The sequence below is a fragment of the Lentzea sp. NPDC055074 genome (genome assembly GCF_053608005.1).
Genome location: NZ_JBSGUQ010000035.1, coordinates 12017 through 36268, shown reverse-complemented (window position 1 = coordinate 36268; position 24252 = coordinate 12017). Strand labels below are relative to the sequence as shown.

Genomic DNA, 24252 nt, shown 5'->3' with positions numbered 1-24252 from the left:
GACGCGCGCCGTTCGGACGAACTGAGATCAGACGGTGAAGCCCAGCGCGCGCAGCTGCTCGCGGCCGTCGTCGGTGATCTTCTCGGGGCCCCACGGCGGCATCCACACCCAGTTGATGCGGAAGTCCGACACGAGACCGCCGCCCGTGCCACCGGTGAGGGCGGCGCGGGTCTGGTCCTCGATGACGTCGGTCAGCGGGCAGGCCGCGGACGTGAGCGTCATGTCGATGGTGGCGACGTTCTTCTCGTCGACGTGGATGTCGTAGACGAGACCCAGGTCGACGACGTTGATGCCGAGCTCCGGGTCCACGACGTCGCGCATCGCCTCTTCGAGGTCGTCGAGCGCGGCGACGTCAGCCTTGGGCTCGAAGACCGGCATGCCTTCGGCTCCCCGGACTACTTCTTCGGTGCTCATGCTGCTCCCTGGCTTCGTGCTACTGCGTCTTTGAAAGCCATCCAGCCCAGCAGCGCGCACTTCACGCGCGCCGGGTACTTCGAGACGCCGGCGAAGGCGATGCCGTCTTCGAGGACGTCCTCGTCGGGCTCGATCTGGCCGCGGCTCTGCATCAGCTCGACGAACGCGTCCATCTTCTTGAACGCCTCGCCCACCGGCTTACCCACGACGAGGTCGGTCAACACCGACGTCGAGGCCTGGCTGATCGAGCAGCCCTGGCCGTCGTAGGAGACGTCGGAGACGATCTCGCCGTCGAGCTTGACCCGCAACGTGACCTCGTCGCCGCAGGTCGGGTTGACCTGGAACGACTCGGCGTCGTAGGGGTCGCGCAGGCCTCGGCCGTGCGGGTTCTTGTAGTGGTCCAGGATGATCTCCTGGTACATCTGCTGGAGCTGCATCAGGCCACCCCGAAGAACTTCTGCGCCTCGCGGACGCCGTCGACCAGTGCGTCGACCTCGTCCAGCGTGTTGTACAGGTAGAACGTCGCGCGCACCGACGACTGGGCGTTCAGGCAGCGGTGCAGCGGCCACGCGCAGTGGTGGCCCACGCGGACGGCGATGCCCAGGCTGTCGAGCACCTGGCCGGCGTCGTGCGGGTGGACGCCCTCGATCTCGAACGGCACGGCGCCGCCCCGGTCGACCGCGTCCTGCGGGCCGATCAGGCGAACACCCTTGACGCCCGAGAGCCCCTCGAGCGCGGCCACGGTCAGCGCGTGCTCGTGGGCGTTGATCCGCTCCATGCCGACGACGCTCAGGTAGTCCACCGCCGCGCCCAGGCCGACGGCCTGGGACGTCATCGGTGAACCGGCCTCGAAGCGCTGCGGCGGTGGGGCGAACGTCGAGCCCTCCATCTTCACGAGCTCGATCATCGAGCCGCCGGTGATGAAGGGGGGCAACGCCTCCAGCAGCTCACGACGTCCGTAGAGGACACCGATGCCGGACGGGCCGAGCATCTTGTGGCCGGAGAACGACGCGAAGTCCACGCCCAGCTTCCGGAAGTTCACCGGGCTGTGCGGAACGGACTGACACGCGTCCAGCACGGTCAGCGCGCCGACCTTCCGCGCGGCCGCGACGAGCACCGAGACCGAGTTGATCACGCCGGTCACGTTCGACTGGTGCGTGAACGCGACGACCTTGGTGCGCGGCGTGATCACGCTGTCCACATCGGACAGGTCGAGACGACCGTCCGGGGTCAGCGCGAACCACTTCAGCGTGGCGCCGGTCCGTGCGGCGAGCTGCTGCCACGGAACGAGGTTCGCGTGGTGCTCCATCTCGGTCACGACGATCTCGTCGCCGGGACCCACGACGAAGCGCGCGGCCTCGGGACCCGAGGTCGCGGCGTTGCCCATCGCGTACGCCACGAGGTTGAAGCCCTCGGTGGCGTTCTTGGTGAACACCAGCTCGCCGAAGTCGGCGCCGACGAAGTCCGCGATGCGCTGACGCGCACCCTCGTACGCGTCGGTCGCCTCTTCCGCCAGCTGGTGCGCACCGCGGTGCACAGCGGCGTTGTGCTGCTGCAAGAACGCTTTCTCCGCGTCCAGAACCTGCGTCGGGCGTTGCGAGGTGGCGCCGGAGTCCAGGTAGACCAGGCGCTTCCCGTCACGAACGGTGCGAGACAGGATCGGGAAGTCCGCCCTCAGGGCGGCTACGTCCAGTGGTGCTGCGGTGGTGGTCACAGCGCCTCCTCTCAACACCTGGAACGCTAGGAAATGACTGCGGCTTCCTTGGAACCCGTGTACTTCACGTAACCCTCGGACTCGAGCACGTCGGCCAGCTCGCGGCCACCGGACTCGACGATCCGGCCGTTCGCGAAGACGTGCACGAAGTCCGGCTGGATGTACTTGAGGATCCGGGTGTAGTGCGTGATCAGCATGACGCCGACCTCACCGGAGGCCTTGTAGCGGTTGACGCCCTCGGACACGACGCGCAGCGCGTCGACGTCGAGACCGGAGTCGGTCTCGTCGAGGATCGCGACCTTCGGCTGGAGCAGGCCCAGCTGGAGGATCTCGTGGCGCTTCTTCTCACCGCCGGAGAAGCCCTCGTTCACCGAACGCTCGGCGAACGCCGGGTCGATGTCGAGCTCGGCCATCGCCCCCTTGACCTCCTTCACCCAGTGGCGAAGGGCGGGGGCCTCGCCGCGGACGGCGGTGGCGGCGGTGCGCAGGAAGTTCGACATCGAGACGCCGGGGACCTCGACCGGGTACTGCATGGCGAGGAAGAGGCCCGCGCGGGCGCGCTCGTCGACGGACATCTCGAGGACGTCCTCACCGTCGAGCGTGACGGTGCCCGAGGTGATCGTGTACTTCGGGTGTCCGGCGATCGCGTAGGACAGCGTGGACTTGCCGGAGCCGTTGGGGCCCATGATGGCGTGCGTCTCGCCGGCCTTGATCGTCAGGTCGACGCCCTTGAGGATCTCCTTGGGAGCGTCCTCGCTGACGACCGAGACGTGCAGGTCCTTGATCTCAAGGGTGGCCATGACTTGCCGTTCTCCTGGTGGTGTAGCTAGAAAAGTCAGTTCGTGGCGACGGTGACGTCGACGAAGACGTCGCCGTCACGGATGTCGACGGCGTAGACGTCGACCGGTTCGCTGGCGGGCGGTGACGAGGGCTTGCCGGTCTCCAGGTCGAAGCACGACCCGTGGAGCCAGCACTCGATCCCCTTGCGGGTGACCTCGCCCTCGCTCAGCGACACCGCGGCGTGCGAGCACAGATCAGCGAGCGCGTGCACCCGCTCGCCCTCGCGCACCAGGACGACGTCGACGTCGTCCACGGTGGCTGCGAAGGGCTTGCGGTCGTCCAGGGAGGACAGTGCACACACCTTGATCACGTGCCGACCGCCTCGAGCTCTGCCTCGATGGCGGCCTCGAGGCGCTCGCGCACCTCGGGCACCGTGATCTTCGCGATCAGCTCCTGGAAGAAGCCGCGCACGACGAGACGCCGTGCCTGCTCCTCCGGGATGCCGCGCGCCTGCAGGTAGAACAGCTGCTCGTCGTCGAACCGGCCGGTGGCGCTGGCGTGGCCCGCGCCCTCGATCTCGCCGGTCTCGATCTCCAGGTTCGGCACCGAGTCGGCACGCGCACCATCGGTGAGGATGAGGTTCCGGTTCAGCTCGAACGTCTCGGTGCCCTCGGCCGCCACGCGGATCAGCACGTCGCCAATCCACACCGCGTGCGCGCCCTCGCCCTGCAGCGCGCCCTTGTAGACGACGTTGCTGCGGCAGTTCGCCTGCGCGTGGTCGATGAACGGCCGGTGCTCCTGGTGCTGGCCCGCGTCCGCGAAGTACAGACCGAACAGCTCGGCGTCTCCGCCGCGGCCCGCGTACTGCACGACCGGCGTCACGCGCACGACGTCGCCGCCGAGCGTGACCACGGTGTGCTTGATGGTCGCGTCGCGACCGAGCTTCACGTGGTGCTGCGAGACGTGCACGGCGTCGTCGGCCCAGTCGTGGATGGTGATCACCGTGAGGTGAGCGCCGTCCGCGACGAGGAACTCGACGTTGTCCGCGTACGCGCCGGAACCGCGGAAGTCGAGGATCACGGTGCCCTCGGCGAACTGCGATGCCTTGACGTGGATGTGGCCGTAGGCGACAGCGCCGACGCCCGCGCCGGTCACCGTGACGGTGGTCGGCTCGGACTTCGCGTCGCCGGGCAGCGTCACGATCGTGGCGTTCTCGAAGGACGAGTACGCCTGCGCCGCGACGCGGTCACCGGGGACGCCGGCGGTGCCGAGCCGTGAGTCGTCACGACCCACGGTCTCGACGGTGACGCCTTCAGCGGCGCTCACCTCGACGGCAGCGTTACCCGTTGCCGCAGCGCCGGAGTGCAGACCGGCAAGACGCTTGAGAGGCGTGAAGCGCCAGATCTCCTCACGGCCGCCCGGGACCTCGAACGCAGCGACGTCGAAAGACGCGAAGTGCTCTGCGCGCGAGGAGACCGGGACGACAGCGCCGTGGGAGTGGGGTTTCGTAGACAGGGCGGCCATGTCAGCCGACGGCCCCTTCCATCTGCAGTTCGATCAGGCGGTTCAGTTCGAGGGCGTACTCCATGGGGAGCTCGCGCGCGATGGGCTCGACGAACCCGCGCACGATCATCGCCATAGCCTCGTCCTCGTTGAGGCCGCGCGACATCAGGTAGAACAGCTGGTCCTCGGAGACCTTCGAGACCGTGGCCTCGTGACCCATCTGCACGTCGTCCTCGCGGACGTCGACGTACGGGTAGGTGTCCGAGCGGCTGATGGTGTCGACCAGCAGCGCGTCGCACTTCACCGTGGACTTCGAGTGGTGCGCCCGCTTGTTGACCTGGACCAGGCCGCGGTACGACGTGCGGCCACCGCCCCGCGCCACCGACTTCGAGATGATCGTCGAAGAGGTGTGCGGTGCCATGTGGACCATCTTGGCGCCGGCGTCCTGGTGCTGGCCCTCGCCCGCGAACGCGATCGAGAGGACCTCGCCCTTGGCGTGCTCGCCCATCAGGAAGACGGCCGGGTACTTCATGGTCACCTTGGAGCCGATGTTGCCGTCGACCCACTCCATGGTCGCGCCCTCTTCGGCCTTGGCGCGCTTGGTGACCAGGTTGTAGACGTTGTTCGACCAGTTCTGGATCGTCGTGTAGCGGCAGCGGCCGCCCTTCTTCACGATGATCTCGACGACGGCCGAGTGCAGCGAGTCCGAGGAGTAGATCGGCGCCGTGCAGCCCTCGACGTAGTGCACGTAGGCACCCTCGTCGACGATGATCAGCGTGCGCTCGAACTGGCCCATGTTCTCGGTGTTGATCCGGAAGTAGGCCTGCAGCGGGATGTCCACGTGCACGCCCTTGGGGACGTAGATGAACGACCCACCGGACCACGTCGCGGCGTTCAGCGCGGAGAACTTGTTGTCACCCGCCGGGATGACCGAGCCGAAGTACTCCTTGAAGAGCTCCGGCTGCTCCTTGAGGGCGGTGTCGGTGTCCAGGAAGAGGACACCCTTCTCCTCCAGGTCCTCGCGGATCTGGTGGTAGACGACCTCGGACTCGTACTGGGCGGCGACACCGGCGACGAGGCGCTGCTTCTCGGCCTCCGGGATGCCCAGGCGGTCGTAGGTGTTCTTGATGTCCTCGGGCAGGTCCTCCCAGGAGGTCGCCTGCTTCTCGGTCGAACGCACGAAGTACTTGATCGAGTCGAAGTCGATCCCAGAGAGGTCAGCGCCCCAGCTCGGCATCGGCTTGAGGTCGAAGAGCTTCAGCGCCTTCAACCGGTACTCGAGCATCCACTCGGGCTCGTCCTTCTTCGCCGAGATGTCGCGGACGACGTCCTCGTTGATTCCTCGGCGGGCGCTCGCGCCGGCAACGTCGGAGTCGGCCCAGCCGAACTCGTAGTTGCCCAGAGACGCAATCGTCTCTTCCTGCGTGAGCGGAGACTGCACCGTGGTGGGCGTGCGCTGCTCGGCAGCGGCAGTCATGCGGGCTCCCCTCCATCATCTGGGATCCGTGAAATGTTCGGGATGTGCGTCGTGCACACGGCGTGGCCGCGGGCGATCGTCGCGAGGCGCTGCACGTGGGTACCGAGGAGGTTCGCGAACGTCTCCGTCTCGGTCTCGCACAGCTGGGGGAACTCGGCGGCAACGTGGGCGACCGGGCAGTGGTGCTGGCACAACTGCTCACCCACCCCGACGTTTCGCGCCGATGAAGCGTAACCCTCCCTGGTCAACGCGGCTGCGAGGGCCTTGACCCGTTCGGCGGGCGTGACCTGGGCCACGATCGCCGATCGATGCCGGTCCACCAGTGCGTCGACGCGGCTCTGCGCGAAAGCGCGCACAGCCTCTTCCCCACCCGTCTGGGCGAGGAACCTGAGCGCGGCGACCGCGAGGTCGTCGTAGGCGTGGCCGAACTGGGCACGTCCGGCGTCCGTCAGCAGGAAGAGCTTCGCGGGCCGGCCACGACCACGTTGGGTCTGCCGCGGTGCGTCCCGCGTGAGTGCCTCGCCGTCCGCGAGCAGCGCGTCGATGTGCCGGCGCACCGCTGTCGGGCTGATGCCCAGTTCCTCCGCGACGGCTGCCGCGGTGACCGGGCCCTGCTCCAGGAGGAGCCTGGCGACGGCACGCCGAGTCCTGCCGTCGTGCTGGGGCACGGCGTCAAGGTGGGTCTCGGCGTTTTTCACAACACCAGTGTTGCGTATTTAGCCGGAGGTCGCAAAGATCGCGGTCACAGGGTGACCTGACTCACGGCTGAGTCGGACTAGATACCCTGCGGCCATGTCCACCAACGGCGGAGCCGTGACTCCGGAGAGCGACCTTCTGAACGGTCGTGAGCGTCGCCAGCTGGACATCGTGCGTCGCTGGGGCACCATCGGCGCCCTCCTGCTGACCGTCGGGTCGCTCGGTGGCGGTGCCGCACCCATCTACTCGCCGCTCTACGGCGTGCCCGTCCTCGGACTCTTCTCGAGGATGCCCAGTGTCGCGATGGGGGTCGTCTGGACCGGCATCTTCATGATCGTGTCGGCCTGGCTCGCGCTGGGCCGGTTCGTGAAGCCCGGCCGGCCGCGGCTCATCTCGCGCGGCCAGATGGACCGCACGCTGCTGATGTGGACCGTTCCGCTGGTCTTCTGCGTGCCGATGTTCTCCCGCGACGTCTACTCGTACCTCGCGCAGAGCGAGATCGCGGCGCGCGGGCTCGACCCGTACGAGCTGGGTCCGGCCAACGCGCTGGGCGTCGACCACGTGCTCACACGCGGTGTGCCGAACATCTGGCGGGAGACGCCGGCGCCGTACGGGCCGTTGTTCCTCGCGTTCGGCCGGTTGACCGCGATGCTGACCGGCGACCACGTGGTGTCCGGCGTGTTCGTGCACCGGCTGCTGGTGCTGGTCGGCCTCGGGATGATCGTGTGGGCGCTGCCGCGGCTCGCGGCGCGCTTCGGGGTGCCGCCGGTCGGCGCGTTGTGGCTGGGCGCGCTCAACCCGCTGGTGCTGTTCCACATCGTCATCGGCGTGCACAACGACGGCCTGGCGCTCGGCCTGATGCTGGTCGGCCTGGAGCTCGCGATGCGCGGGCTGGAACCGTTGAAGTGGACCTGGATCTCACTGGGCGCCGTGGTCATCGTGTGCGGCGCGATGGTGAAGATCCCCGCTATGGCCGCGCTGGGCTTCCTGGGCGTGATGGTGGCGCGCAAGCTCGGCGGGCAGTTCAAGCACCTGGCGCTGGTGGCCGGGATCATGGCCGGCATCGCCGCGGTCGGGGTGGTGGTGATCTGCCTCGGCACCGGGTTCGGCTTCGGCTGGCTCGAGACGCTGAACGTCGCGTCGACCGTGAAGTCGTGGATGTCGCCGCCGACCGCGCTGGGCTTCCTCGGCGCGGGCACCGGCATCCTGCTCGGCCTCGGCAACCACACCGAGGCGATGATCTCGCTGACCAGGCTGCTCGGGCAGGCCGTGTCCGTCGTGATCACGGTCGGGCTGCTGTGGCGCAGCTTCAAGGGCCGGATCAAGGCGATGAACGGCCTGGGCGCGGCGCTGGGCGCGATCCTGGTGCTCGGACCGGTGCTGCAGCCCTGGTACGTGCTGTGGGCCGCGATCCCGCTGGCCACCGCCGTGGTCGGGCCGAAGTTCCGGATGTTCGCCATGGTCACCTCGGCGATCATCGCGATCATCCTGCCGCCGACCGGGTCCGCGTTCGACGGACGCGCCTACACCGTGCCGCAGGCGGTCGCCGGAGCGGTCATCACGTTCGCGGTCTGCGTGCTGATCGCGCGCAAGCGGGTCGGGCCGTTCCTCAGGTCCGACCCCGCCGGGGGCGGGCACGTCTGATCGGTAACCCCGAACCTCCGGCGGGCGACTCAGTGGCAGGGGAAGATCGTCGCCGGAGGGGGTGACGTGACATGACCGAGCAACCCATGTCGCGGGAAGAGGTCCGGTTCGCCGTCGTGCTCAACGGGGGCGTGAGCCTCGCCGTCTGGATGGGCGGCACGGTGCTGGAGCTCGACCGGCTGACCAGGCCCGGATCGGTGTACCAGCCGTTGCTGGACCTCGTCGGTTGCACGGCCAGGGCGGACGTCATCTCGGGCACGTCGGCGGGGGGCATCAACGGTGCCGCGCTGGCGTTGTCGCAGGTCAACAAGAACGCCGACCTGACGAGGCTGCGGGACCTGTGGGCCGAGCAGGGCCGGATGGAACAGCTGCTGCGGACGCCGTTCCGGGGCTCGCCCGCGTCGCTGCTCCAGGGCGACGAGTTCTTCCTCCCCCGGCTGCAGGAGGCGCTGGCCCGGCTCACGACCGACTTCCAGCCGACCGAGCGGGACGCGCGCCCGATCGACCTGCGGATCACCACGACGCTGCTCGGCGGCGTTCCCACGATCACCTACGACGACCTGGGCCAGCCGCTGACGCAGTCGGTGCACCAGGGTTCGTTCTCGTTCCGGCGCGACCCCTACAACTGGGTCTCCGAGGTCACGCGGGACGACTTCGCGGCCGACGGGCTGAACGACCGCGTGCTGCAGCTCGCGCTGGCCGCGCGGAGCAGTGCCAGCTTCCCGTTCGCGTTCGAGCCGAGCTTCATCCCGGTCGGCGGCCAGGCCACGCCGGACCGCCCGGACATGGCGGACGTGGCGAGCTGGTCCAACGGCGGCGACCGCAGCCGGTTCGCGGTCGACGGCGGTGTCCTCGTGAACACGCCCACGAGGGAAGCCCTCGAGGCGATCGACCGGATGCCCGCGGACGGGCCGGTGCGGCGGGTGATGCTGCTGGTCTTCCCGCACGCCGAGCCGCTCGGGTCCGAGCCGGTGGCCGACACGGTCGACAAGGGGCTGACGACGGTCGGGTCCGGCGGCAAGCTGCTGGGCGCGATGTCCAGCCAGGCCAACAGGACCTACGTCGAGAAGATCGAGGAGCACAACCGGCGCGCCGCGAGCAGCAGGGGCGGCCGGATGGCGTTGCTGGAGCGGTTGCACGCGGGCGGCGAGGACGTCGTCGGCGAGGTGTACTCGCTGGCGGACAAGCTCTTCGGCCACTACGAGGACATCGAGATCCGGCTCGCCGCGCGGCAGGTGACGGCGCAGCAGTTCGCGCTGCCCAAGGGGAACCCGGCGAACTGGTCGTTCGAACGGGCGCGCCGGGCGGCGGAGACGGCGCAGCGCAAGTGGAAGAAGCAGCACGGTGTCCTGCCGTACGTGCCGGGCGTGAGGCTGCCGGCGCTCGTGTGCCGCGAGGACACGGGCTGGGAGTGGGGCATCACGATGGCCGAACGCCTCGGGGCGTCGGCGCTCGACCTGCTCAAGCGGCTCGTGTGGGTGGCTCCGGACGGCAAGGCCGACGAGATCGCCGTGGCCCGCCGCGAGCTGCACCGGGTCCGCGCGGAACTGCGGCGGTTGCGCGAGGAGCTGTTCGACTGGAAGCCGTCCGAGTCGGTCGGCGAGACCTACTGGACCGGCAGGCTCGCGAGCTACCACGAGCACATGATCGACGGGCACGTCGGCCTGGAGGTCCGGGCCCAGGTCACCGAGATCGGCCGGATCGTCGGCACCGCCCGGGAGGTCATCACCTCGCTCGACGAGCACCGCCTCAAGCTCGGCGGTCTCGTCTGCTGGCACGCGCTGCTCGGCGCCCCGGCGGTGGCGTCCGAGGCAGGGCTCGACGACGGTGAGCGGTGGCTCTCCCGCCTGCTGGCGCTGGAGATCGCCGGCACGTGCCTGTCCGACGACGCCTCGACCGGGATGGACACGCCGGTCGAGCTGGTGCAGGTGTCGCTGCAGACGCGCAACGCGTTCGCGCAGCAGTCGATCACGGCCGACGACAAGGCCGGTGGTGCGTCGCTGTCGCGGTTCTCCGGGTTCCTGAAGCGGTCGTGGCGGGTCAACGACTGGATCTGGGGCCGTCTCGACGGCGCGACGATGCTGTGCCGGGTGCTGTTCGACCCGCGGCGGTTGCGGCGGATGGACCTGCTGGGCCGGCCGGAGGGCGACCAGCGCACCGCCGACGAGCGCGCGAAGGCCGTCGTGGACCAGGTCCTGGAGAGCATGTTCGGGCCGGAGCTGCCGATCCAGGTCGCCGCGTGCGCCGAGGAGGCCCGCGTGGAGCTCGCCGGGATCTACGAGACCGACAACGAGCTGTCGCCGTCGTCGATGAAGCTCGCCGAGCTGGCGGCGTGGGGCCTGCACTGGCGGATCATCTGCGAGGAGCTCCCCCGGCTGCGGGCCGCGATCATCGCGGACCGCGGTGACGGCGCGGACCGGCGTTCGCGGGGTGAGCTGTTCCTGGAGGAGCACGCGGACCTGTTGCGGCGCCTGGAGTATCCGCGCGACCACTCGGTGACGCTGGGCATGTCGGCGTTGAACGCCTTCGACCGCGCGGGCATCGGCCGGGAGCCGCTGACCCAGGAGGCGGCGTCGGACCAGATGATCCGCACGGCCGCGACCGCCGCGGCCGTCGCGGTCACGGTCGCCGACTCCGAACGGTCCGGGCTCGCGGCGGTGCGGCCCGTGACGCGGGTGCTGCGGGGCGCGGCCCTGCTCCCCTACTGGACGATCACCGGGCTGACCCGCGGCGGGAAGCTGGCGCAGTTCCTCGGGCTGCTCGGTCTCGCGGTCGGCGGCGCGCTGGTCGTGATGGCGTTGTTCGGGATGCTGCCGGCGTGGGCCGCCGGTCCGGGCGCGGCGCTCGGCGCGGCCAGCCTGCTCGGCGCGTTCGGGTACGCGGCTCTGCGCAGCGGCACGATGCTGCACGGCCTGGTGCTGCTGTCACCGGTGATCCCGTTGGGGGCCATAGCCGTCGACCGGCTTCCCGGCGACGGCGCGGAGCTCACCACCGGCACGATCACGGTGGCGGGTGTGGCGTTCGTCGTGGCGGCGTTGCTGGTCCTCGGGTCGCTGCCCGCCCCGATCCGCACGCCGCTCGCGGTGCTGGCCGACTTCCGGCCGCTGGAGATCGTCCGGCGGCGCTGGAAGCAGGCCGCGGCGCTGCTCGGGGTGGCGGGGCTGGTCTGGTCGGTCTGGCGGTTCGAGCTGCACACCAAGCCGTGGCTGGTGATCCCGCTGTCGGTCCTCTGTGGAGCGTTCGGCGTGTGGATGGCCCTGGCCGGCGGCAAGTCGCTGCAGCGCTGGCGCCGGGTCGAGGGCGTGTGGGGCACGGAACGCGCCGAGCCGCCCGCCGCCGCGACCGCGGGCTGGGCCGTGGTCTACGGCATCGGCTACCTCGCCCTCGCCGACGTGCTGCTGGTCGCCGGGCCGCGCGGGTGGGGCTGGCAGGCGGTGATCGGCACGGCGCTGGCTTTCGGCCTGACGTTGCTGCTCGTCACGTCCTGGTACGTGCCGCGGGCCGAACGCCGCCGGCTGCGCGAACAGCTGGTGGCCGAGGCGATCCCGGCGATCTACCCGGAGGGTGACGACGTCGCGGTGACGCTGCGGGAACGGCTGGAGGGGCACGCCTCGCTGTACCGGTTCCTGGTGATGGGCGAGGGCGAGCACCCGGCGGAGCTCACGCTGTCGCCCGCCGGGCTCGTCGTGGCGCGGCGAATCGAGACGAAGCTCCACAAAGGACGGCACCCCGACCCTGTAGCTTGACGGGGATGAGGGCCGATGCGACACGCAACGTCGAAGCGGTGCTGCGCGCGGCCGCCCGCGTGTTCTCCGCGGACCCCCTCGCGCGCATGGCCGACGTCGCCGCCGCCGCGGGCGTGGACAAGCGGACCGTCTACCGGCGCTTCGACTCGCGCGAGGAGCTGCTGCTGGCGGTCTACCGCGCGCGGCTCGACGAGCTGGAGGCGCTGATCGACGCGACTCTCACCGGTTCGGGTCGCGACGCGCTGCTGGCGTTCGCGGAGGGCGGCATCCGGCTCAGCCGCGACTGGCCCGTCGACATCCGCGCGGTGACCGACCCCGCGATCGGGGAGCGTCGTGCGGCACTCGACGCGCGCATGGACGCGTTCCTGCTGGGCACCGGGGTGGTGGCGCCAGGGCTGCCCGCGGGCTGGGCGTTGCGGGTGCTGCAGACGCAGCTGCACACGGTCGCGCAGGAGATGCCCTCCCTGCGGCCCGGTCCGGCCGCCGAGCTCGTGGTCGAGACGTTCCTGCACGGTGTCGGCGGTCTGTGAGGCAGGCCATACCCGGTCCCGGGCATTTCCGGGCTGCCCCGAGCGTCTTAAGTGTCATACAGAGTGACACTTAAGGGAGTGGGAACGATGGCGAAGACGTGGCTCATCACCGGTGCGTCGAGGGGGTTCGGGCGTGAGCTCGCCCAGGCCGCCGCGGAGGCGGGTGAGCGGGTCGTCGCGACGGCGCGGCGCCCTGAACAGCTCGAGGACCTGGTCGCGCGGTATTCCGAACGGGTGCGCGCGGTGGCGCTGGACGTGACCGACGCGGACGCGGCCCGCAAGGCGGTCGAGCACGCCGTCGAGGCGTTCGGTTCGCTCGACGTGGTCGTCAACAACGCCGGGTACGCCAACAGCGCGCCCATCGAGGAGATGTCCGAGGCCGACTTCCGCGCCCAGGTGGAAGCCAACCTGTTCGGCGTCGTCAACGTGACCCGCGCGGCGCTGCCGTTGTTGCGGCAGCAGCGTTCCGGCACCTTCGTGCAGTTCTCGTCCGTCGGCGGCCGCGCGGGAGGCACGCCGGGCATGGGCGCCTACCAGACCGCGAAGTTCGCCGTGGAGGGCTTCTCCGAGGTGCTGGCGAGCGAGGTCGCCCCGTTCGGCGTGCGGGTCGTGATCGTGGAGCCCGGCGCGTTCCGCACCGACTGGCAGGGTTCCTCGATGATCCGCCACGAGGTCGGCGCCGACTACGAGGAGACCGTGGGCGCGATCAACCGCTACCGCGACGAGAACGACGGCGTGCAGCCCGGCGACCCCGCCCGTGCCGCGCGGGTGCTCCTCGACGTCGTCGCCTCGGACGCCCCGCCGCGCCGCCTCGTGCTGGGTGCCGCCGCGGTCGAGACCGTGCTGGCGGCGGAGGCCAGGCGCAGCGCCGAGGCCGAGAAGTGGGCCGCGGTCAGCGCGTCCGCCGACTTCCCCGCCGACGAGCGCTGAGAGCCGTGGGCGCGCACGACACCGGTCCGGCCGCTGGGGTGCGACCGGACCGGTGATCCCCCTCGGCCGTCAGGCGGCCAGTGCGATGACCGGGACCGTCTGACCCATCGCCCGCGCGTAGAGCGCCTCGAAGCGGTCCAGCGTCGTCGCCAGCGCGTGGTGCGAGATGATCTCGCTGCTGGCCGCGCCCATCCGGGCCCGCATCGGCGCGTCGTGCACGAGCGTGTGCAGGCGCTGGGCCAGCTGGTTCACGTCACCCGGCTCGAACAGCCAGCCGTTGCGGCCGGTGTGCACGAGGTGCGGCAGCGCCATGGCGTTCGCGGCGATCACCGGCTTGCCCGCGGCCATCGCCTCCATCGTGGCGAGGCTCTGCAGCTCGGCGACGCCGGGCATGACGAACAGGTCGCAGCGGGCGTAGGCGTCGAGCAGCTCGTCCTCGGAGACGAAGCCGTGGAACTTCACGCGGTCCGTGATCTCCAGGTCCCGGGCCAGCAGCTCCCACTCGGCCCTGCAGGTGCCGTCGCCGACGATCTCGCCGAACGCGCCGGGCACGCGGGCCAGAGCGCGCAGGAACTCGTCGACGCGCTTCTCCTCGTCCAGGCGGCCCACGAACAGCGCGGTCGGGCGGTCGTTGTGCGTCACGGAACGCTGGTAGCGGGCGATGTCGATGCCGCACGACACGGGCACGGCCGGCTCCGGGAAACCGCTGTCGTGCAACAGCTGCACGGCGCGCGGGGTCGGCGCGGTCACCACGTCGGCGCGGCCGAAGACGCGGGCCAGGTCGCGGTAGGCGAACTTGCGGGCCCACCCCTGCAGGAACGACGGCACGTGGGCGTGGCTGAACAGGTTCTCCGGCATGAAGTGGTTGGTCGCGAGCGTCGGAATCCCCTGCGCCACAGCGGAGTTGAGGACGAACCGGCCGACCACGAAGTGCGCCTGGACGTGCACGACGTCGGGCCTGAGCGCCTTGATCAGCGCGTCCGCCTCCTTGGAGGCCTGCCACGGCAGGCAGAAGCGGAAGTCCGGGTAGAACGGCAGCCGGTGCGACCGCAGCCGGTGCACCGTGACACCGGGGATCTCCGTGGCACGCGGTGAGTCCGGGGCGATGACGTGGACGTCGTGGCCGTTCTCGGCGAGACCGACCGCCAGGCGCTGCGCGAAGCGCGCGGCACCGTTGACGTCCGGCGGGAACGTGTCGGCGGCGATGACGACGCGCAGTGCGCTGGAGGTGTTCACGGGAAGCTCCGTTCGGATGTTTTCACGAGGTTGACGAGCAAGTGCGAACACGCCGCCAACTGCGGCGAGAGAGCAGGCGAACAGCGCGACACCGGTCAAAGGAGACAAATGCGCGGCTTCGCCGAGCAGGAAGGCGCCGAGTCCGACGGCGACCAGCGGGTCGACCACGGTCAGGCAGGCGACGGCGAGATGAGGGGGTCCGCCGGCGTAGGAGTGCTGGACGAGCCAGCCGCCGACGGCGAGCGAGAGGGCGATGCCGAGCACGGACGCGAGGTGCGAGAGACCGAAGCCGCCTTGCTGCACGGACTGGGAGACGGCGCGCATCAGCACGGACACGTACCCGTACGCGACACCACCGGCTGATGCGAACGCCACAGCGCAAATGCGTGCGTTGGACGTAAGGGCTGCGATCACGCCTGGCACCGCGATCAGGCCGAGAGTCACGAGGCCGGCGGTGAGTTCGATGTCCGGCGCGACCTTCGTGGCCGTCGCACTGCCCGATGCGAACCACACGAACGCACCGACACCCACGGTCGTGAGCAGGATCGCGGGCAACTCGCGGAAACGGCGGTCCATCAACGCGGTCATGCCGATCGCGAGCACACCGATCGGCTGCACGACCGTCAACGGCGCCATGCCCAGCGCGACGGCGTGCACCCCGGCACCGGCGACGAGCAGTGCGAGCCCGCCCAGCCACCTGGGCTGACGCAGGACACTGGCGCGCGCTCCGGTCAGAGCGACGGCGTCGTGCTGCAGGCGGGCGGCGAGTGCGAAGCACACGGCGCCGAACACGGCGAGCGTGATGGCGAGCATGGTCATGACGTGCGCCTCACTTGAAGTGCCGCGATGGCGAAAAGCAGGACGTAAAGGGATGCGAACAAAACGCGTTCCGTGAGTCCGCGCGCCTCGAAACCGGCGAAGGAAACGTGACTCACGAGAAACGCGGCACTGGAGACGGTCGCCGTTGTTGCGATACCGAGCAGGGCCGGAAATTGACGGGCGATGAGCACCCCCGCGGCCGGCAGGGCCACGAACATCACCGCGCCGGCGTACCGGTGGATGTAGCCCGACATCGAGGTCGGCGCTCCCGTCGGATCGGTCGGGAAGATCGTCGCCACGGTCAGACCGGCCGACCAGATGCCGATCAACCACTGCGCTGACCTGCCTACACCCCGAAGGTTGACGGCGAGCGAAGCCGAGACGGCCGCGAGGCTGAGAGACGTCGCCGCGAGCCAGCCCGTGCCGTTGTCCACGAACACGTAGTCGCTGATCACGTCCGAGATCGGGTCGAGCTGTCCTGCCGACATGACATGCAGGTAGAGAATCGGGACCAGTGAGAACACCAGTCCCCCTACGACCCATCCCCGTCTTTTGGCCCCCGCTTCGATCACGGGAAAAGTCTCTTGCGAACGCGTTGATCAACCAATGGGGAACTCCCCCGAGGGGACCCTGAGGTGTCCCTGACTCACCGGGGTAGGGCTAGCCCCACCTTTTTCAGCTCCGCTTCAGGAATGGGCCGAATGACCCAACTGCGTGCGGATCGCCCCGACCGCCTAGGCTGCGTGCTCGTGAGCCCGAATCCCCAGCCTGCGGTGGAAGTGTCGGGGCTGGTCAAGAGATACGGCTCGAAGACCGCCGTCGACGGCCTCGACCTCGTTCAGCAGCCCGGCACCGTTCTCGCCCTGCTCGGGCCCAACGGCGCGGGCAAGACGACGACGGTCGAGATCTGCGAGGGCTTCCGCACCGCCGACGACGGCTCGGTGCGCGTCCTCGGGCTCCCGGCCGGTTCCGAAGCGCTGCGGCCCCGCATCGGCGTCATGCCGCAGGGCGGTGGCGGGTATCCCGGCATCCGCGCCGAGGAGATGCTGAACCTCGTGGCCGCGTGCGCGAAGAACCCGCTCGACCCCCGGTGGCTGATCGAGGTCCTGGGGCTCGCCGGCGCGGTCCGCACCCCTTACAAGAGGCTCTCCGGCGGCCAGCAGCAACGACTGTCGCTCGCGTGCGCGTTGATCGGACGCCCCGAGCTCGTGTTCCTGGACGAACCGACCGCGGGCATGGACCCGCAGGCGCGCCGGCTGGTGTGGGACCTGGTGGCGGCGCTCAAGGACGACGGCGTGGCCGTGCTCCTGACGACGCACCTCATGGACGAGGCCGAGGCGCTGGCCGACGACGTCGTGATCATCGACGAGGGTCGTGTGGTCGCGCAGGGCTCGCCCGCCGAGCTGACCGCGAACCGGCCGGACGACCAGCAGCTGCGGTTCCGCGCGCGGCCCGGCCTCGACACCACGTTGCTGTCCGCCGCACTGCCCGAGGGCTTGAAGGTGCGCGAGGTGACGCGGGGCGCGTACGTCGTGGAGGGTCTGATCGACCCGCAGGTCGTGTCGACCGTCACGTCGTGGTGCGCGCAGCAGGGCGTGCTGGCCGAGGAGCTGACGGTGGCCAAGCGCAGCCTCGAAGACGTTTTCCTGGAGCTGACCGGCAGGGAGCTGCGCTCGTGACCACCTTCGCTCCCGGCACGTTCAAGCCCGCGCCCGGCCGCGGTTCGCTGCCGCGCATGCTGTTCGTGCACGCGCGCACCGAGGCGACGCTGACGTTGCGCAACGGCGAGCAGATCCTGCTCACCGTGATCATCCCGCTGGCGTTGCTGATCGCTCTCAGCCTGATGTCGGTGATCCCGATGCCGGAGCCCCGTGTGGGCTCCGCCACCGCGAGGATCTTCGCGCTGGCGATCATCTCGTCCGCGTTCACCGGGCAGGCGATCGCGCTCGGGTTCGACCGCCGTTACGGCGTGCTGAAGCGGCTTTCGGCCTCGGCGCTGCCCCGGTGGCTGCTCGTGGCCGGACGGGTGTGCGGCGCTCTCGTCGTGGTCGCGCTCCAGATCGTGTTGCTGGCGGTCACGGCGTTGTTCCTCGGCTGGCGCTTTCCGTTGAGCGGCCTGCCGTGGGTCGTGCTGCTGATCGTCCTGGGCACGCTGACGTTCGGTGCCTTGGGCGTGCTGCTGGGCGGGGCGTTTCGCGCGGAGATCGTGCTGGCGCTGGCGAACATCATCTGGTTCGTGCTGCTGATGGTCGGCGGAGTCGCGTTGAGCGTGCCGGTGTCGTTCGTGCACCTGCTGCCGTCGGCCGCGCTGGCCCAGGCGCTGGAGACCTCCGTGGTGCACGGCACGGCTCCTGGTGTGGGCCCCGTCGCAGTGCTCGTGGCCTGGGGTGTTGTCGCGGGCGCTCTGGCGACCCGGACGACGAAGCTGACGTAACGGCTTCTACCATCAAGGCGTGTCGAAGCTGACCGCCTTCCTCGTGTCCTGGCAGCGCGCGTTCGCGATTGCCGTCGTCATCGCGCAGGCCGGAATCGCGGTCACCGGGTCTATCGTCCGCGTGACCGGCTCCGGGCTCGGCTGCCCGACGTGGCCGCAGTGCGTCGAGGGCAGCGTCGTCCCGGTGGAGCACCCCGAGGTCGCGGCCCTGCACCAGTGGGTCGAGTTCGGCAACCGCACGCTGACCGGTGTCGTCGGCATCATCGCGGGTCTGTGCGTGCTGGCCGCGTGGTTCCACCTGCCGCGGCGCAGGCGAGTGCTGGTCCTCTCGCTCGTCCAGCTCGTCGGTGTGGCCGTGCAGGCGGTCGTCGGCGGCATCACGGTGCTGACGGGCCTCGCCTGGTACACCGTGTCGATCCACTTCATGATCTCCATGGGCCTCGTGTGGATGGCCGTGCTGCTCGTGAGCTCGCTGTCCGAGGGCGACGGCCCGGCCCGGCTCAAGGTGCCCGCCCCGTTGATGCGGCTCCAGGTCGTCATGGCCGTCGTGCTGGGCGCCTTGCTGCTCGCCGGCACGTGGGTGACGGCCGCCGGGCCGCACGCGGGTGACGCGTCGACGCCGCGCCTGGGCGTCGAGGTGGCGACGCTCGCGCAGATCCACGCGGACCTGCTGTTCCTGTTCCTGGGCCTGCTGATCGCGGTCGGGTTCTTCACGCGGACCCGCACCTACTGGACGCTCGTCGGCGTCGTGCTCGCCCAGGGCGCGCTCGGCATGGTCCAGTACTGGACCGGCGTGCCCGAGGTGCTCGTGTCGATCCACGTGCTCGGCGCCGGAGCGGTTGTCGTTGCCACGGCGGCACTCTGGACGTCGTCGCGCGAGCGCACGCACGAGGTCGAGCTGCCCTCGGACGATCAGGCGCTCAGCAAGGCCTGAGCTTCACCCTGGTCGTTGTGGCCGGCCCAGTTCGCGGGCGTGGCCTCGAAGTTCACGTCGGTGATGGTCCGGTCGGCACCCGCGTCGAGCAGGACGCGGATGACCGGCAGATGGCCCCGTTCGGCCGCGAGGTGCAGCGCCGTCACGCCCTCACCGTGCATCGGCCCACCGAAGGTCGTGCGCTCGTTGGGGTTCGCGCCCAGGTCCAGCAACGTGCGGGTGGCGTTCTCCAACCCGCACCAGGCCGCCCAGGCGAGAGCGGTGCCGCGGTAGACGTCCGCGTCGATCCGGGCGCCGCGCTTCAGCAGCTCGCCGAGGACCTCCGCGCGGTCGTTGCGGGCCGCCCACGAGAGCGCCTCGTCGAGCACCTCCTGCGGGTCGTTCGTCGGCCACCAGCGCGGGAAACCGCTGTGGGGCCGGTAATAGCCGCGTGCCGACTCCGGTGCGGTGGCGAGGTCGAGGTCGCCCAGGCCCGCCGCAGTGCGCAGGTTCGGCGGGTGAACTCCGTGCTGTGCCAGGAGTTCCGCGGTCTCCCTGTTGCCCCAGAACAACGCGACGGTCAGCGGGGTGCCGCCCTCGCCCCGTGCGTCCAGGTCGGTGCGGGCGCCTTGGGCCAGCAACAGCCGGGCCAGGCCCGGGAGGTTCGCGTACGCCGCCTGGTGCAGTGCCGTCCAGCCGTGGACGTTCTGGTGGTCGATGTCCGTGCCGTCGTTGAGCAGCACCTCGACGAGGCGTTCGTCGCACTTGGCGGTCGCGAGGCCGAGCAGGTCGTTGCCGTTGGTGCCACTGGCTTTCACGAGCCACGGGTCGCGCGTGATGATCGCCTTCAGCTCACCGGGGTTCTGCATCTCGATGGCCTGGTAGGCGCGGGCGAACGGGCGCGGCTTGCGGATGTTGGCCTTGAGGGCCTTCCAGTCCTCGCAGCCGTGGGCCCTGGCGAGCACCATGTGCGCGCCCTCGTCCGTCAGCGGGACGTCGTCGAAGACCTCGAGTGCGCCGGGCACGCCGTCCCACGCGGAGGCGAGCAGGCCCCTGGCTCGCTCCTCGTAGTACTCGACGTCGTCACGAAACGGGTGCCACATGGCACCACGCTACTTCGGTGCGGCAGGCCTGCGCTCCCACAAAGCGGGGAGTTCCTCCGAGAGCCAACCGTAGAGGTTGTCCACGGTCTTCAGGCGCATCGACCGCTCCGGGTCGCCGCTGAGCAGCCGCATGCCGTCGTCGGTGAGCGTCTGGACGCTGGCGATGGCGTTGAACTTGCGCTGGATGAAGTCCGTCCAGGCCTTTTCGTTGATCCGGTACTCGGCCGCCTGCCGGCCACGACGGGTCCGCTTGCTCACGAGGCCGACGTTGACCAGGTACTTCAGGTTCGTGCTGATCGACCCGCTGCTGGCCTCGAGCTCCTGGGAGAGCTCGGCCGCGGTGCGCTCGACCGGCTGGCACACCAGCAGGTAGCCGAGGATGCGGCCGCCGATCAGCGGGATGCCCTCCTCCGCGAAGTGGGCCGCGAACCGCTCGATCCAGGCCGACAGCCTGGTCTCTCGCCCGACGCTCATCCCTAGCCCTCCCAGACCAACTCCGTGCTTTCGGTCAACACTGAAACTATCGTAGCGATCTTGTCAACGGGCGGCGAGTTGCGGGAGTGCTCCCCGGCGCGATCAGGTTGTGCCGCTTGATCCCATACCTGACGAATACACGGTGAACTGGCTCTCATTTGATGGCACTCTGCAGTGGATCGAGGACTCTGGGTGACGAGGGAGTCCTGCGGAGCCAAAGGTTAGGGTCGCATGGAGACGCATTGTCCGTATTGCGCTTTGCAGTGCGGTATGACGGTCGGTCCGGATTCAGAGGTACGCCCGAGAGAGTTCCCGACGAATCGGGGCGGGTTGTGCCAGAAGGGCTGGACGTCGGCATCACTGCTGGCCAGCAGCCGTCTGACCACGCCGTTGCTGCGCCGATCGGACGGTTCGCTGCAACCGTCCACATGGGAAGAAGCGCTGGAGTTCGTCGCACAGCGAATTCGCGCCCTCCAAGGGGAGACCGGACCGGATTCGGTCGCGGTGTTCGGAGGAGGTGGCCTCACCAACGAGAAGGCTTATCTGCTGGGGAAGTTCGCGCGCGTCGCCTTGGGGACCTCGCAAATCGATTACAACGGACGCTTCTGCATGTCAGCCGCGGCGGCCGCCGGAAACCTCGCGTTCGGTGTGGACAGAGGCATGCCGTTTCCGGTGACCGACCTGGACACCGCCGACGTGGTGCTGCTGGCCGGCAGCAACGTGCACGAGACGATGCCGCCGTTCCCGCAGCACCTGTCCACCGCGGACGTGATCGTCGTCGATCCGCGCCGCACGGCCACCGCCGAGTCCGCCGCGCTGCACCTGGCCCCGCGGCCGGGCACGGATCTGGCGCTGGCACTGGGGATGCTGCACGCGGCACTGGTCGACGGGCACGTCGACGAGGACTACGTGCGTTCGCGCACAACGGGGTTCGCCGACGCGTGGCGGCTCGCGGCGCAGTGGTGGCCGGAACGCGCCGAGCGGGTCACCGGGGTGCCCGCGGCGGACCAGCGGCGGGCGGTGCGGATGCTCGCCGAGGCGTCGTCGGCCTACGTGCTGACCGGCCGCGGCACCGAACAGCACTCCCGCGGCACGAACACCGTGTCCGGGTGGATCAACCTGTGCCTGGCGCTGGGGTTGCCGGGCGTGCGCGGGTCCGGGTTCGGGTGCCTGACCGGGCAGGGCAACGGGCAGGGCGGTCGCGAGCACGGCCAGAAGGCCGACCAGCTGCCCGGTTACCGCAGGATCGACGACCCGGCCGCGCGCGAGCACGTGGCCGCCGTCTGGGGCGTCCCGCCGGAGTCGCTGCCCGGTCCGGGTCGGTCGGCGTACCGGTTGCTGGAGTCGCTGGGAACACCTGGCGGTGCCAGGGGTCTGCTCGTGTTCGGCAGCAACCCCGCGGTGTCGGCACCTCGCGCGGCCCGGGTCACCGAACGGCTGGCCGCGCTGGACCTGTTGGTGGTGGCGGACTTCGTGCTCTCGGAGACGGCGTTGATGGCGGACGTCGTGCTGCCGGTGACGCAGTGGGCCGAGGAGACCGGGACGCTGACGAACCTGGAGGGCCGGGTGCTGTTGCGGCAGCGCGCGGTGACGCCACCCGAGGGCGTGCGGACCGACAGCGAGGTGCTCTCCGGGCTGGCCTGCCTGCTGGGACAGCCGTCCGAACGGTTTCCGGCCGATGCCGAGGAGATCTTCGAGGAGCTGCGGCGGGCCTCCCGCGGCGGCAGGGCGGACTACTCGGGCGTGACGTACGCGCGGCTGCGCGCCGGGAAGGCGTTGTACTGGCCGGTCCCGGCGGACGACCACCCCGGCACGCCGCGGATGTTCCTCGACGGGTTCGGCTTCCCCGACGGGCTCGCCCGGTTCGTGGCGGTGGACTTCAGCGGCCCGGCCGAGATGACCGATCCGGTGTTCCCCCTGTGGGCCACCACGGGACGGGTGCTGCAGCACTACCAGTCCGGCGCGCAGACCCGGCGCGTGCCGGAGCTCGTGGACGCGGTGCCCGAGGCGTTCGTCGAGGTCCACCCGGACGTCGCCACGCGAGCGGGCCTGGGCGACGGCGAGCTCGCACGGGTGGTGTCGCGCCGCGGCTCGACGGTGGCACGGGTGCGGTTCGCGCCGTCGATCCGGCAGGACACGGTGTTCCTGCCGTTCCACTTCCCCGGCGCGGGCCGCGCCAACCTAATCACCAACCCCGCTCTCGACCCGATCAGCGACATGCCCGAGTTCAAGGTCTGCGCGGCACGCCTGGAGGTTGTCTCATGAACGCGCGTCAGGTGGTCGTGGTCGGACACGGCATGGCCGGGTCGCGGGTCGCCTCCGAGGTCCGTCTCCGCGACCCCATGGGCGAGCGCGTCGCGTTGACGGTCGTCGGCGCCGAACCGCATCCCGCCTACAACCGCGTGCTGCTCTCGACCGTCCTGTCCGGAGCGCTCAAGCCCGACGAGGTCACGTTGCAGGACTCGTCGTGGGCTTCGGACAACGCGGTCTCGTTGCTGACCGGGGTGTCCGTCGTGCGCGTCGACCGGTCCGCGCGCCGTGTCGAACTGTCCGACGGCAGGCTGCTGCCGTACGACGCTCTCGTGCTCGCGACCGGCAGCACGGCGTGGATCCCGCCCACTCAGGGCCTTGTCGGTCCTGACGGGTCTCTGGCCTCGGGGGTCGTGCCGTTCCGGACGGTCGACGACTGCGCGTCGATCCTGTCCCTCGCACGGCCCGGCGCTCCCGTCGCCGTGCTGGGCGGTGGGTTGCTGGGGCTGGAGGCGGCGCGGAACCTGGCCGGGCGCGGGAGCTCCGTGACGGTCGTGCACCCCGTCGGGCACCTGATGGAACGTCAGCTCGACCCCGTCGCGGGCGCGATGCTGGCCACCACACTGGGTTCGCTCGGCATCGAGTTCCGGCTGGGACGGTCGGCCACGTCGTACGTGCCGGGCGACGGGCTCGTGCTGGACGACGGCACGGTCGTCCCGGCGGAGGTCGTGGTGGTGTCGGCCGGGGTGCGGCCCGAGGTGTCGCTGGCCGTGCGGGCCGGGATCTCCGTCGACCGCGGAGTCGTCGTGGACGACGCGTTGCGCACCTCGGACCCGCGGGTCTACGCGCTCGGCGACTGCGCGCAGCACCGGGGTGCCGTCAGCGGGCTGGTGCAGCCGGCCTGGGAGCAGGCCGCGGTCGTGGCGGACCTGGTGTGCGGCACCGATCCCGCGTCGCGGTACGCGGGCACACCGGTGGTGACGAGGCTGAAGGCGCGGGGCGTGGAGCTCACGGCGTTGGGCGACGTCCACGACGACTCGCCGGACCTGGAACTGCTGCGCTTCGAGGACGCCCGGCGCGGCCGCTACGCCAAGCTCGTGCTGCGGTCGGACCGGGTGGTCGGCGCGATCATGCTCGGCGCACCCGACGCCGCGGCCCTGGTGACGCAGCTGTACGACAGCGGTTCCCCGGCACCGGAGGACCGGCTGTCGTTGCTGCTGGGGCGATCCACCGGTGTCGTCGCCGGGCCCGCGGACCTCGCCGGCGACGCGGTGGTGTGCCGGTGCAACACCGTGTCCAAGGCGGCGCTCGTGACCGCCTGGGAGTCGGGTGCGACGTCCGTGCCCGCGATGGCGGGCGCGACACGGGCGACAACGGGCTGCGGGGGCTGCAAGGACGCCGTCACCCGCATCTCGGAATGGCTCGCCTCCCGCCAGCCCGCCTGACGCGGGAGAACCACGAGCACCCGGCGCGGGCGGGATCACCGTCCTGGCGTTCGGCGGAACGGCGCTGGGCGCGCTCAGGGGGCATGACGACACTTCAGGCCCCGCGGTTTCACGCTGTTCCCGCGGTCGTTCGTCACCGCGGGA

Annotated in this window: 21 protein-coding genes; 9 read left to right on the top strand and 12 right to left on the bottom strand. The window is 70.3% G+C overall.

Annotation, left to right across the window (positions count from 1 at the left end):
• Positions 1–27: 27 nt before the first annotated feature.
• From ACWF7A_RS43230 to ACWF7A_RS43195, 8 genes are read right to left on the bottom strand one after another with little or no spacing between them, the layout of a single operon-like run.
• The gene (locus tag ACWF7A_RS43230; protein WP_189156015.1) at positions 28–414 is read right to left on the bottom strand and encodes a metal-sulfur cluster assembly factor; all 387 of its coding nucleotides are present in this window, start codon (positions 412–414) and stop codon (positions 28–30) included.
• The gene (sufU, locus tag ACWF7A_RS43225) at positions 411–851 is read right to left on the bottom strand and encodes a Fe-S cluster assembly sulfur transfer protein SufU (protein ID WP_382445083.1); all 441 of its coding nucleotides are present in this window, start codon (positions 849–851) and stop codon (positions 411–413) included. Before sufU ends, ACWF7A_RS43230 begins: the two co-directional genes overlap by 4 nt.
• The gene (locus ACWF7A_RS43220; RefSeq protein WP_452256270.1) at positions 851–2128 is read right to left on the bottom strand and encodes a cysteine desulfurase; all 1278 of its coding nucleotides are present in this window, start codon (positions 2126–2128) and stop codon (positions 851–853) included. Before ACWF7A_RS43220 ends, sufU begins: the two co-directional genes overlap by 1 nt.
• A gap of 26 nt (positions 2129–2154) precedes the next feature.
• Positions 2155–2928: a Fe-S cluster assembly ATPase SufC gene (gene sufC / locus ACWF7A_RS43215; protein WP_452256269.1), complete on the bottom strand. Its 774-nt coding sequence runs from the start codon at positions 2926–2928 to the stop codon at positions 2155–2157.
• A 35-nt stretch (positions 2929–2963) separates the two neighbouring features.
• Positions 2964–3278, bottom strand: a complete 315-nt coding sequence (locus ACWF7A_RS43210; protein WP_452256268.1) for a non-heme iron oxygenase ferredoxin subunit — start codon at positions 3276–3278, stop codon at positions 2964–2966.
• Positions 3275–4432: a Fe-S cluster assembly protein SufD gene (gene sufD, locus ACWF7A_RS43205; protein ID WP_452256267.1), complete on the bottom strand. Its 1158-nt coding sequence runs from the start codon at positions 4430–4432 to the stop codon at positions 3275–3277. The genes ACWF7A_RS43210 and sufD overlap by 4 nt, the downstream gene beginning before the upstream one ends.
• A gap of 1 nt (position 4433) precedes the next feature.
• On the bottom strand, positions 4434–5888 hold the full coding sequence (gene sufB, locus ACWF7A_RS43200; protein ID WP_439660038.1) for a Fe-S cluster assembly protein SufB: 1455 nt from the start codon (positions 5886–5888) through the stop codon (positions 4434–4436).
• On the bottom strand, positions 5885–6556 hold the full coding sequence (locus tag ACWF7A_RS43195) for a helix-turn-helix transcriptional regulator (protein ID WP_452256266.1): 672 nt from the start codon (positions 6554–6556) through the stop codon (positions 5885–5887). Before ACWF7A_RS43195 ends, sufB begins: the two co-directional genes overlap by 4 nt.
• Before the next feature lie 124 nt (positions 6557–6680).
• Between ACWF7A_RS43195 and mptB the strand changes: the two genes are divergently transcribed.
• The 4 genes from mptB to ACWF7A_RS43175 all read left to right on the top strand — a co-directional run bounded on the left by mptB (position 6681) and on the right by ACWF7A_RS43175 (position 13434).
• Positions 6681–8228: a polyprenol phosphomannose-dependent alpha 1,6 mannosyltransferase MptB gene (gene mptB / locus ACWF7A_RS43190; protein WP_452256265.1), complete on the top strand. Its 1548-nt coding sequence runs from the start codon at positions 6681–6683 to the stop codon at positions 8226–8228.
• A 71-nt stretch (positions 8229–8299) separates the two neighbouring features.
• Complete coding sequence (locus ACWF7A_RS43185; RefSeq protein WP_452256264.1) at positions 8300–11974, top strand: patatin-like protein; 3675 nt, start codon at positions 8300–8302, stop codon at positions 11972–11974.
• A 5-nt stretch (positions 11975–11979) separates the two neighbouring features.
• A complete protein-coding gene (locus tag ACWF7A_RS43180; protein WP_452256263.1) occupies positions 11980–12504 on the top strand; it encodes a TetR/AcrR family transcriptional regulator in 525 nt (174 codons plus the stop codon).
• Between the two features lie 87 nt (positions 12505–12591).
• Positions 12592–13434, top strand: coding sequence for an oxidoreductase (locus ACWF7A_RS43175; protein ID WP_452256262.1), 843 nt, complete (start codon positions 12592–12594; stop codon positions 13432–13434).
• Between the two features lie 69 nt (positions 13435–13503).
• Here ACWF7A_RS43175 and ACWF7A_RS43170 read toward each other — a convergent pair whose 3' ends face one another.
• Positions 13504–15489 (bottom strand): glycosyltransferase, encoded by a 1986-nt coding sequence (locus ACWF7A_RS43170; protein ID WP_452256261.1) that lies wholly within the window; start codon positions 15487–15489, stop codon positions 13504–13506.
• Complete coding sequence (locus ACWF7A_RS43165; protein WP_452256260.1) at positions 15486–16061, bottom strand: DUF998 domain-containing protein; 576 nt, start codon at positions 16059–16061, stop codon at positions 15486–15488. The genes ACWF7A_RS43170 and ACWF7A_RS43165 overlap by 4 nt, the downstream gene beginning before the upstream one ends.
• Positions 16062–16262: 201 nt before the next feature.
• Between ACWF7A_RS43165 and ACWF7A_RS43160 the strand changes: the two genes are divergently transcribed.
• Genes ACWF7A_RS43160 through ACWF7A_RS43150 form a run of 3 tightly spaced genes read left to right on the top strand, consistent with a single transcriptional unit; the run spans position 16263 to position 18857 of the window.
• Entirely contained in the window at positions 16263–17168 is a 906-nt protein-coding gene (locus ACWF7A_RS43160) for an ABC transporter ATP-binding protein (protein ID WP_452256279.1), read from the top strand.
• A complete protein-coding gene (locus ACWF7A_RS43155; protein WP_452256259.1) occupies positions 17165–17923 on the top strand; it encodes an ABC transporter permease in 759 nt (252 codons plus the stop codon). Before ACWF7A_RS43160 ends, ACWF7A_RS43155 begins: the two co-directional genes overlap by 4 nt.
• Before the next feature lie 19 nt (positions 17924–17942).
• A complete protein-coding gene (locus tag ACWF7A_RS43150) occupies positions 17943–18857 on the top strand; it encodes a COX15/CtaA family protein (protein WP_452256258.1) in 915 nt (304 codons plus the stop codon).
• On the opposite strand, the gene ACWF7A_RS43145 is transcribed toward ACWF7A_RS43150, so the two are convergent.
• Together ACWF7A_RS43145 and ACWF7A_RS43140 are read right to left on the bottom strand one after the other, a co-directional pair.
• Positions 18836–19939, bottom strand: a complete 1104-nt coding sequence (locus ACWF7A_RS43145) for an ankyrin repeat domain-containing protein (RefSeq protein WP_452256257.1) — start codon at positions 19937–19939, stop codon at positions 18836–18838. The genes ACWF7A_RS43150 and ACWF7A_RS43145 overlap by 22 nt on opposite strands.
• Positions 19940–19948: 9 nt before the next feature.
• Complete coding sequence (locus ACWF7A_RS43140; RefSeq protein WP_452256256.1) at positions 19949–20413, bottom strand: GbsR/MarR family transcriptional regulator; 465 nt, start codon at positions 20411–20413, stop codon at positions 19949–19951.
• A gap of 231 nt (positions 20414–20644) precedes the next feature.
• On the opposite strand from ACWF7A_RS43140, the gene ACWF7A_RS43135 reads away from it, so the two are divergent.
• On the top strand, positions 20645–22678 hold the full coding sequence (locus ACWF7A_RS43135) for a molybdopterin oxidoreductase family protein (RefSeq protein WP_452256255.1): 2034 nt from the start codon (positions 20645–20647) through the stop codon (positions 22676–22678).
• A complete protein-coding gene (locus tag ACWF7A_RS43130; RefSeq protein ID WP_452256254.1) occupies positions 22675–24108 on the top strand; it encodes an FAD-dependent oxidoreductase in 1434 nt (477 codons plus the stop codon). The genes ACWF7A_RS43135 and ACWF7A_RS43130 overlap by 4 nt, the downstream gene beginning before the upstream one ends.
• Positions 24109–24252 lie beyond the last annotated feature (144 nt).